General features: G+C 72.7%; 7 protein-coding genes. 4 read left to right on the top strand and 3 right to left on the bottom strand.

Features of this window, described 5'->3' with window-relative positions:
• The 3 genes from KILIM_RS11415 to KILIM_RS11405 all read right to left on the bottom strand — a co-directional run.
• Window positions 1-2,271, bottom strand: a 2,271-nt coding sequence (locus KILIM_RS11415) for a transglutaminase TgpA family protein (RefSeq protein WP_006592843.1), incomplete at its 3' end; no start/stop codon positions are given.
• On the bottom strand, window positions 2,268-3,860 hold the full coding sequence (locus KILIM_RS22395) for a DUF58 domain-containing protein (protein ID WP_006592842.1): 1,593 nt from the start codon (window positions 3,858-3,860) through the stop codon (window positions 2,268-2,270). The genes KILIM_RS22395 and KILIM_RS11415, both read right to left, overlap by 4 nt.
• Window positions 3,857-5,029, bottom strand: coding sequence for an AAA family ATPase (locus KILIM_RS11405; protein WP_006592841.1), 1,173 nt, complete (start codon window positions 5,027-5,029; stop codon window positions 3,857-3,859). Before KILIM_RS11405 ends, KILIM_RS22395 begins: the two co-directional genes overlap by 4 nt.
• A 400-nt stretch (window positions 5,030-5,429) precedes the next feature.
• Between KILIM_RS11405 and mraZ the strand changes: the two genes are divergently transcribed.
• The 4 genes from mraZ (at window position 5,430) to KILIM_RS11385 (ending at window position 10,076) form a co-directional block, all read left to right on the top strand.
• A complete protein-coding gene (gene mraZ / locus KILIM_RS11400; protein ID WP_040563092.1) occupies window positions 5,430-5,861 on the top strand; it encodes a division/cell wall cluster transcriptional repressor MraZ in 432 nt (143 codons plus the stop codon).
• A gap of 314 nt (window positions 5,862-6,175) precedes the next feature.
• Entirely contained in the window at window positions 6,176-7,309 is a 1,134-nt protein-coding gene (gene rsmH / locus KILIM_RS11395) for a 16S rRNA (cytosine(1402)-N(4))-methyltransferase RsmH (RefSeq protein ID WP_006592839.1), read from the top strand.
• Window positions 7,306-8,001, top strand: coding sequence for a cell division protein FtsL (gene ftsL / locus KILIM_RS22390; protein WP_006592838.1), 696 nt, complete (start codon window positions 7,306-7,308; stop codon window positions 7,999-8,001). The genes rsmH and ftsL overlap by 4 nt, the downstream gene beginning before the upstream one ends.
• Window positions 7,998-10,076 carry a peptidoglycan D,D-transpeptidase FtsI family protein gene (locus KILIM_RS11385; RefSeq protein WP_006592837.1) on the top strand — a complete coding sequence of 693 codons (2,079 nt, stop codon included), beginning with the start codon at window positions 7,998-8,000 and terminating at the stop codon, window positions 10,074-10,076. Before ftsL ends, KILIM_RS11385 begins: the two co-directional genes overlap by 4 nt.
• The last annotated feature ends 5 nt before the right edge of the window (window positions 10,077-10,081 follow it).

Genomic DNA, 10,081 nt, shown 5'->3' with positions numbered 1-10,081 from the left:
GTCGGCGAGCGCGCCCTCGGCCTCCCCGTCGCTGCCCGCGCCGGGCGGGGCGTACCGCGCGGACTCGACCAGCCGCGCAAGCCGGGTCAGCGCCTCGTCGTCCTCGCCCCGCAGGTCGCCGGCCGTCCGGATGCGGTCCCGCTGCTGCGGCAGCACCGCCGCCGGATCGACGTCGACCCCTAGATCCTCCAGCCGGACCACCAGATCGCTCCAGCCGGCCTCGATGCGGTCCGCCGGATCCTCCCGGTCACTGCCGGCGCCCGCGAGTCGACGCCGCGCGACCCACCCGGCCGTCGGAACCACGGCCGCAAGCAGCAGCAGCGCCACGAGCAGCGCGACGAACGGCAGCCCGCGATCCTGGGCCGTCGCGCTCGGCTGCGGGGCTGCCGCGCCGGCCTCCACCTCCTCCGGTCGCTGCGGCGCCGCGCCGGTCGGCTCCGCCGTGGCGGTCGCCCCAGCCGTCGGTGTGGCGGTCGGGGTGGCCGGGGACTCCGGTTGTGACGGCGCCACCGAGTAGCTCGGCGGCACACCGCTGCGTGACCCGGGAGTCGGCTCGAAGCGCAGCCAACCGGTGCCGTGAAAGTACAGCTCCGGCCAGGCGTGCGCGTCAGCCGGCACGACCTCACGCACCCCCGCCACCGACGTGCCGGGCAGGAAGCCGGTGGCCACCCGCGCCGGAATGCCCAGGCTTCTGGCCATGAGCACCATCGCGGTCGTGAACTGCACGCAGTAGCCCTGCTTGGTCTCCAAGAAGTGATTGATCGCCCGTTCGCTCGCCTCCGCGGGCTGCGGCACCCCACCTGGCATCGGCGCCAACTCCAGGGAGTACCGGAAGCCGCCGCTCGTTCGCAGCCAGTCCTGGATCGCCACGGCCTCGTCGTACGGATTGCCCCGCACGAGCTCCGTGGCCTCTTGCGCTCGCTGCTCCACCAGCGGGGTGATGCCCGCCGGGTCCAGCGCCGACCGCACGGAGCGCGAATAGGCGCCAGCGCCACCGCGCGCCGCCCGCAAGTCCGCGCCGTCCGGATTCTGCACCAGGTACGACAAGGTGTAGCGCGGCGGCGTCGTGTCGACCGACAGCACCCCGGACCGGCCCTGCGCCCACCGGGCCTCGTAGACCCGGCCCTCGATGACGTCGGCCGGCGCCGCCAGGTAGGGGGCGGCGAGTCGGTTGTCGGAGACGTCGATGCGATGCCGAGGCGCCGGCTCCTCCCGCTGGGCCCAGCCCATCGGATACCGCAACTGCGGGGTGTCGCTGGGAACGCCGGTGTCCTCATCCGGGAGCCATTCGCCGGCGACGTACCGGGTCGAGGTGGCGGCCCGCAGCGGAGGGGGAGCCGGATCGTCGGTCTCGTAGCGCAGCACCGGGCGACCCGTGGTGCTCGTGAGGTCCTGCAGCATGTTCGCGGACGGGGAGAAGCCGATCTGACTGCCGCCGCCCAGGCCGCCGGTGCCCAGCCCGTCGGCCAGATAGCGCACCGGCAGGTGCGGCAGGGCGGCCGCGGCCACCAGCGACAGGGTGAGGGCGGCGGCGGCGATGATCCCGGTCGCCGCTGCGCGGCCGCGCTGCCTCGAGCCGTCGGTTGCTCGCGACGACCCCACCCGCGCCCGGCCGCTCCACGCCAGGGCCGCCCGACGGTCGTGCACCGCCATGAGGACGAGCCAGCCCACCGCGGTCACCAGGAAGTACCGCGGGTGGAGCCCGCCGTCGCCGTTGGCCACCGCGGTCAGGAACGGCGCGAGGATCGGCAGGCCGGCCAGCGCCGGATAACGCAGTGTGACCCCCAGGGCGTCGGCCGCCAGGCCGAGCGCGCCCAGCGAACTGACGAGCAGGAACGAGACCCCCGCGTTCTCCGGTACCGGGGCGGCGTGCTCGCGCACCATCGCCCCGGCCTCCATCAGCAGCTCGTTCCAGTGCGCCAGGGTCGCCGGGGTCGGCAGCAGGCCGAACAGCAGCGTCCCGCCGCCGAAGAAGAGCAACAGGGTCGCGACGAAGACGACCCCTTGGGCCAACAGAGCCCGCCCCACCGACAGACGGGTGCGGGCCAGCGCGCCGGCCATGGCGCACACGGCGAGCAACGCGCCGAGCTGCAGCAGCCAGCCGGTGCCCTCGAACAGGGCGCGCAACGGCTGCGCCGAGCAGAACACCGCGACCGCGACGATCGCCGAGGCCAGCAGGCCACTTTCGCCGCGTACGCGAGGCGACCGACGAACCCCGGCGCCCGCCGGTGGCTCGGCAGCGCTCGCTCCGCCCGCCTGGTGTGTCGTCATGGGCCACGCACCCCCGCGACGTCATCCCAGACAGCGTCGATGAGCTCGGGTCCGCGCACCAAGCGGGTGCGCCACCCGCCGGAGGCCGCGAACGCAGCGAGGTCGTGCGCGGCGCCCGCATCCCGACGGCGGCCCACGCGATGCGAAGGGGCCGGGCTCTGCTGGGTGGGCTGCGGTCGCGCCGGTCCGCGGTGGCGGCCGAAGGCCTCGGCCTCCAGGAGCAGAGCGATGCCCGTGGTGCGGGCGGGCAGCGTGCCGAGGAGGTCGTGCGCCGTCTGCGGATCGTTGGTGCCCGCCACCAGGACCATGAGGCCGCCGCTGGCTGCGGCGTCGCGGGCCGCGGTGATGAGCGGCGACTCGGTTGCGGCACCGGGAGAGGCGGTGGGAGAGGCGGCGGCGGTCCGACCGGGGGAGGCGACGCCTCGTTGGACCGAGCGACCGGATCGCAGCAGCCGCCCGTCGTCCGGTGCCACCACCGCCAAAGCCATCAACGTCTGCTCGAGGGTGAGGTGTTGGGAGTGCGTACCGGCGGCCACCTGCTGGGGGGTGACTAGCGTCAGCAGGTAACCCTGAGCCAAGAGGTGATGGGCGATGGAGGCCAGCGCCTCGACGGCCCACTCCAGGGCGGGGCTGTCACCGGCGCCGCTGATCGGCAGGCTCGGATCGAGGCAGAGCACGGCCTGGCGCACCGGCGCTCGCCCGTCGTGGCGCACCGTGAGCTCGCCGCGGTGAGCGGTCACCGGCCAGTGAATGCGGCGCAGATCGTCCCCGAGCTGGTACTCGCGCAGGGACGCATCGTCGACACCGGTCGCGCCGGGGGCCAGGATGTCCGATCCACTGTTGCCCGCCCCGCCGAGCAGTCCCGGCCGACCGGCGAGCACGTGAACGGGAGGCAGGGCCACGACATCCGACGATCCCGGGATGGGGGTCAGCGACGTGGTCAGGCCGAAGGGGTCGCTCGTGCGCACCGCCAAGGGGCCCAGCTGGTGACGACCTCGCCGCGCCGCGCGCACCGTGTACTCCACCAGCCGTGTTCCCCGGCGTGGCACCCCCGGCAGCAGAAACCGGGCTGGCTCGCCCAGCTCCAGCGGCAGCTGCTCCTGCGCGAAGGCGGTCAGCGAGGGGTAGGCGGAGGGATTGTGGACCTGCAGGTGAACCGTGCAGTTCTGCCCGACGGTGACGGTAGGCGGGGATGCTCGACGTTGAACGTCAAGTCGAGGTCGAATGCCTTGGTAGGCGAGGAGGGCGATAAGGGGGAGGGCGACCAGGAGCAGCCCGACGCGGGTCAGGTCGACGAAGCCCAAGGCCATGCCCGAGAGCACGAAAGTCACCCCGGCCGCCAACAAGGCCCGGCCGCGATCGGTGAAGCCCCGACGGCCGCCATCCGGGCCTCGCCGTCCGTCGGCGCGTCGCTGACGCGCCGAGGCCTTGCCGTTGGTCACCGCCCGGCGCAGCGCGGACCGGCCCGACCCGGGGCGGCCTGCCTGGTCGCCCTCGCCCTCCCATGCGGCGTCGCCGCGCACGGTCAGCGCCGGGCGCGCAGGGGGTGCGGAGTTCTTGGGGGGTGCCTCCCGGGCGGCTGGGCTCATCGGCGTCCCGCGGTGCTCGGATCGAGCGGCCCATGGTCGGGCGAGAGTCGGTCGGCTCCCTCGTGGCCAGCGCGGGTCGCGCCGGGGCGGCCCGGCAGCGGAACGGACTCCAGCACGTCCCACAGCACGTCGGTGACGGCCAGGCGCGCGAGGCGCGCTTCGCCGGAGAGCAGCACCCGATGCTCGAGCACCGGCACGAACAGCGCCTGCACATCCTCGGGCAGCACGTAGTCACGGCCGGTCAGGGCGGCCCGGGCGCGGGCGGCGCGCAGCAGATGCAGCGAGGCTCGCGGCGAGGCGCCCAGGCGCAGGGTCGGTGCCGCGCGGGTCGCGGCGACGAGGTCGACGACGTAGCGCTGCAGCGCGTGCGCCGCGTAGACGCGCCGCACCGTCTCCTGCGCTGCGACGACGGTGGCGCCGTCGGTGACCGCGCGCACGTCCTCGAGCGGATTGTGGGATCCGTGGCTGGCCAGCATCGCCAGCTCGGCCTCGGGGTGGGGGTAGCCGACGGCGACGCGGGCCATGAACCGATCGCGCTGGGCCTCGGGCAGCGGATAGGTGCCTTCCATCTCCAGCGGGTTCTGCGTGGCGATGACGAGGAAGGGGCTGGGCAGCGCGTACGTGTTGCCGTCGACGGTCACCTGCGCCTCCTCCATCGACTCCAGGACCGCCGACTGCGCCTTGGGGGAGGCTCGGTTGATCTCGTCGCAGACGACGATATTGGCGAAGATCGCCCCGGCGCGGAACTCGAACCGTCGCTGCTCGGCGTCGAACACGCTGATCCCGGTGATATCGCTGGGCAGCAGGTCGGGGGTGAACTGGATCCGCCGCATCCGGGCGTCCACCGCCTTGGCCAGAGCCTTGGCCAAGGTCGTCTTGCCGACTCCCGGGACGTCCTCGAGTAGCAGGTGGCCGCCCGCCAGCAGCACGGTCAGTGCGCGGTCGACGACCTCTTCCTTGCCCTCGATGACGGAGCGGATCGCGCCCCCGAGGGCTCGGCCCAGCTCGGCGACCCGCTCGACCTCCTCGCGCCCGGCGCGTTCGGCGGGAGCTACGCCGGGTAGGCCGCCGGTCGGGGAGCCGTTGCGAGACGGCCGCGTCCCGACGTGTGCCTGCTCGTCGGTCCCGCGCTCGTCGGTCTGGGCATTCGCGTCTCGTGCCGGCTGCACGTGCGCCTCCTGTCCGTGTCGGCGGGGCCCCGCTGGGGGCCCTCCACTTCCCTCCCCTCAATCATCGCTGCCGTCGCGGCCAATCCGCGCCCGCGACCCCGCGCATCTGGCAAATCCGCAGTTCAGCGCCCTGAAGTTGGGTTCGGCGGGGGAGTCCTAGGCGGTGGGGTCAGGGTGCACTCCTGGGTCGCAGCGCCGGTGGTGAACATATTCGGCCGATCTCGCCCCACTTCGCTCCACCGCCCCTGACCTGCGGATTCATAGATGCAAGCGGCGCTGGATGGCCGCCGATGACGTTGACAGTGGGGGAGAGTGGCGTAAAGTGGAGGAAATGGGAGTCATGGGGTGAGAGAGGTCGGCGGTCCGCCGGCGACCGCGCTCATGGAGGGAGGTGCCGCTCGTGTTCCTCGGGACCCACCAACCCCGCCTCGACGACAAGGGGCGGCTCATCCTCCCGGCGAAGTTTCGCGAGCGACTGGCCTCCGGGCTGGTCGTCACGCGCGGCCAGGAGCGGTGTCTCTACGTCTTTCCCATGGAGGAGTTCATGCGCGTCGCCGACGACCTCAAGGCCGCGCCCGTCACGAGTAAGGCGGTGCGGGACTACCTGCGCGTGTTCCTCTCCGGCGCCTCCGACGAGATCCCCGACAAGCAGGGCCGCGTGACAATCCCGGCGACACTGCGCGAGTACGCCGGCCTCTCCCGCGAGTGCACGGTGATCGGTGCGGGTTCGCGCCTGGAGCTGTGGGACACCGCGGCGTGGGAGACCTACCTCGCCGGCACCGAGCAGGCCTTTGCCGATCAGGCGGAGGAGGTCATTCCGGGCCTCCTGTGACGCGCCACCGCCCGCCCCGAACCCTCGACGTCCACCTTCGATCTACAGCGAACATCAGCACAAAGCCGCAGGTAGGAAGCCTGCCCTGTGGCCCTCCAGTCGCTTGATCAGCTCCGAGATCCTTCCCAGTCTCGGAGCATCAGCTCCGAGGCCCCTTCCCTGGTCTCGGAACGCGCGAACCGCCCGGGGCACTTCCCCGGTTCCGGGCGAACGCAACCGAGCGGCTACGGAGGACCAGAGGGCAGGAGCCTGCCGGGCAACCGGCAATACACGAGCGGCACACGGCAACGGGCAGACGGGCAGGAGGCGGGGCGATGCACGAACGCGAGACTGCGGACCGGCACGTGCCGGTCATGCTCGAGCGCATCGTCGAGGTACTCAGCCCCGCGCTCGCGCCGGGCGGCCCGCAGCCCGAAGGGGCGCCCACCGACTCCACTGACGAAAGCTCCGGGCACACGCCGGTCTATGTCGACGGCACCCTGGGCATGGGCGGGCACACCGAGGCCATCCTCAGCGCCTGCCCGCAAGCCATCGCGGTGGGCATCGACCGCGACCCCCAAGCGCTGCGGTTCGCCTCCGCGCGGCTGGCCCGGTTCGGCGACCGATTCCGCCCCGTACAAGCGGTCTACGACGAGATCGGCGACGTCCTGGCCGACCTCGGGCTGCCCGGCGCCGACGCCGTACTGCTCGACCTCGGCGTCTCCTCCCTGCAACTCGACGAGGCCGACCGCGGCTTCGCCTACGCCCAGGACGCGCCGCTGGACATGCGGATGGACCCCGAGCTGCCGCTGACCGCCGCCGACGTGCTCAACACCTACGAGGCGCCCGAGCTGGCGCGCGTGTTGCACGAATACGGCGAGGAGCGGTTCGCCCGCAAGATCGCCGGAGCCGTCGTCCGCGACCGCGCGCAGGAGCCGTTCACCACCTCGGCGCGCCTCGTCGAGCTGCTGCGCCGCGCGATCCCGGCGGCCTCCCAGCGTTCCGGCGGGCACCCGGCCAAGCGCACCTTTCAGGCGCTACGCATCGAGGTGAACGGCGAACTGGCGGCCTTGGCGAGCGCCCTACCCGCGACTCTCGATTCTTTGCGCCTCGGGGGGCGTGTCGCTGTCCTGAGTTACCACTCCCTGGAGGACAGGATGGTCAAGCGGGCATTGGCTGCGGCCAGCCGCGGCAGTGCCCCACCCGGTCTGCCCGTCGAACTGGCCGAGCATGCGCCATACCTGCGCCTGCTGGGTCGCGGGGGGGAGGTGCCGACAGCGGCCGAGGTCGAGGTGAACCCCCGCGCAGCGTCCGCCCGGTTGCGGGTGGCGATGCGGATCAGAGCGGGGGCTCCCGGTGAGCTCGCCGCCCAACTCGCCTCCGCCGATCCACCCTCGGATCGCAAGAAGACACCACGCCGCCCCACAACCCGAACACCGCGAACCGCACGGAAGGGACCGCCCCGATGAGTCAGATGCCGGCCGTTGTTCGCGATGCGGCAGCGCCCGCGATCGGGCGCCCGACGCGGCGTCCCTCGGCCCCCGGCCGCGCCCAGGGCCGTGGCGCGGGCCGCAGCTCGTCGCACCTGCGGGTCGTCACGGCCGCCCCGCGCCCGCCGCGCCGGATGCCATTCGCCGTGCTGTGCTCCGTTGTGCTCGCGGCCGGCCTGCTCGCCGTGCTCATGCTCAACCTTCAGCTGGCTCTGGGCGCCTACGCGCTGCACGAGATGAAGGGCGAATCGACCCAACTGGCGGAGCAGGAGGAGCAGCTGCGTGAGCAGCTGAACGGTCTCGAGGCACCCGGCGTGCTCGCCCAGCGCGCCACCGAGCTCGGCATGGTCCCCGGCACCTCGCCGGCGTTCTTGCGGCTGCCCGACGGTCAGGTGCTCGGCGTCCCGCAGGCCGCCGCCACCGCGCCGACCGAGGCTGCGGGCGAGTCGACCTCCGATTCGACCTCTGGTTCGACCCCCGGCGGCGGTTCGGATGCGACCGGGGCCGCCAGCAAGCCCTCGGCAGCCAGCAAGCCCTCGGCGTCCGCCAAGCCCACGGCAGCGAGCGAGCCCAGCGCATCCGCCAAGGCCACCGCGTCCGCCAAGGCCAGCGCCAGCGCTGACCGCAGTGCCCAGCGCCCGAGCCCGAGCGACACGGCAGCCGGCCGATGAGCCCCTCCGATCGTCGCTCCTCCGCCCCTCGACCCCAGCGCGCCGCCGGCCCGCAGCGGGGCCCGGCGCGTTCTCCCCGCTCCCGGATCGCCGACAAGCCGCTGCTGGTCAATCCTCGCGCTCGGGTGCGGGTCATGTTCTTGGCGGTGCTTTTCGTCTTCACGCTGTTCGCCGCGCAGTTGGTGCGCCTGCAGGCCATCGACGCCCGCGAGGTGGCCGAGCAGGCGCGCGACTTGCGGATGGGCACCGAGACCACCATCCCGGCCAAGCGCGGCGCCATGCTCGACCGCGACGGGGTGACCCTGGCCGGCAGCGTCGAGCGCCGCGACATCGTGGCCGACCAGACGCAGGTGCCCGACTTCAAGGGCTTGGACCCCAAGCCGGGGGAGCAGCGGGTAGGCGGCGTCGACGGCGCCGCCGCGGCCCTCGCGCCCATCCTGAAGCAGGACGAGGCGACCCTGAAGGAGAAGCTGACCGGCGAGCGTCGCTGGATTCAGCTCTCCCTGGGGCAAGAGCCGTCGGTGTGGCGTCAGGTGCAGGCCCTCAGGATCGACGGGATCGCCAGCGAACAGGTGTCCCGACGGGTCTACCCCGCCGGCGCCCCGCTCGCGCCGGTGCTCGGCTGGGTGGGATCCGACGGCGAAGCCAGGGGCGGCAGCGGCGGCGGGTTGGAGCTGCTGTTCAACGAGACGCTGACGGGCACCCCGGGCAAGAGTCGCGTCGAGCGCTCCGCGGACAACCGCGTGATCCCCATGGGGGAAAGCGAGGTCACCCCGGCGGTGCCCGGCCAGAGCCTGCAACTTTCCCTGGACAACGATCTGTCGTGGTACGCCTACAACGCGATCGCCGATCGCGTGAAGGCCACGGACGCGGACTCCGGCACTGTGGTCGTGATGGACACCAAGGGGCGCCTGCGGGCGGTCACCCAATTCCCCAGTTTCGACCCGACCGACCGCAACGCCAAGGGCAGCGAGTTCAGCTCCCTACCCTTCCAGCAGGTCTTCGAGCCGGGCTCGACCGCCAAGGTGATGTCGCTGGGTGCCGCCCTCGACACCGGCGCGGTCACCCCGACCACCGGGTTCACCGTGCCCAACCGGCTCACCCGAGCCGACCGATCGTTCCGTGACTCCCACGATCACCCGACGCTGCAGCTGACGACCGCCGGCGTGCTGGCCCAGTCCAGCAATATCGGCACGCTGCTGGCGGCGGAGAAGGTCGACCCGGCGACGCTGGAGAAGTACTACCGGTCGTTCGGTCTGGGGCAGCGCTCCGGAGTCGGCTTCCCCGGCGAGTCCTCCGGTCTCATCAAGCCCTCGGCGAAGTGGGACGCGGCGCAGCGCTACACCGTGATGTTCGGGCAGGGCATGTCCGTCACCGCGATCCAGGACGCCGGGGTGTTCCAGACGATCGCCAACGGCGGCGTGCGCATCCCGCCGACGCTGGTCGAGGGCGTCAAGAACGCCGACGGCTCCAGTACCCCGCAACCGCTGCCGGAGGGCACCCGCGTCATCTCCGAGCAGACCGCGACCGACCTGTCCGTCATGCTCGAATCGGTCGTCGGTGAGAGCGGCACCGCCCAGCAGGCGGCGATCGCGGGCATCCCGGTGGCCGGCAAGACCGGCACCGCCGAGCGCTACGACCCCACCGTGGGGCGCTACCAGGGATACACGGCCTCCTTCGTCGGCTTCGCGCCCGCGGACAAGCCGGAGCTCGTGGTCGCGGTCATCCTGCAGAACCCGAAGAAGGGCTACTACGGCGGCACCACCGCCGGGCCGGTCTTCCAGCAGGTGATGTCGTACGCCCTGCAGAAGTACGGCATCCCGCCCACCGGTGTGCAGCGCACGCCCTTCCCGTTGAAGGTGGGGGAGAAGCCGGCCACAGATCCCGAGAAGGTCGATCCCAGCCTCATCGGTCCCGGCGGCACCTCCGGGTCGGGCACGCCGACCGCTCCGCGGGTGGCCGTCACGACGTCGGCGCCGACCGCTGAGTCGTCCGGCACACAATCCCAGGGCACACGAACACCGCCGTCGAGTGCGACGGGCGGTGCGACCGCAGGCGCCTCCGGCACGCGATAGCGTGC

Source organism: Kineosphaera limosa NBRC 100340 (assembly GCF_000298215.1).
Lineage (GTDB): Bacteria > Actinomycetota > Actinomycetes > Actinomycetales > Dermatophilaceae > Kineosphaera > Kineosphaera limosa.
Note: the sequence above shows the minus strand (reverse complement) of the source record. Positions and strands in the feature narration are given on the sequence as shown.

Bases quoted from the DNA above. Each gene is read 5' to 3' on its own strand.
- ftsL (WP_006592838.1), top strand. From the start codon at position 7,306: ATGAGTCAGATGCCGGCCGTTGTTCGCGATGCGGCAGCGCCCGCGATC.
- KILIM_RS22395 (WP_006592842.1), bottom strand. From the start codon at position 3,860: ATGAGCCCAGCCGCCCGGGAGGCACCCCCCAAGAACTCCGCACCCCCT.
- rsmH (WP_006592839.1), top strand. From the start codon at position 6,176: ATGCACGAACGCGAGACTGCGGACCGGCACGTGCCGGTCATGCTCGAG.
- KILIM_RS11385 (WP_006592837.1), top strand. From the start codon at position 7,998: ATGAGCCCCTCCGATCGTCGCTCCTCCGCCCCTCGACCCCAGCGCGCC.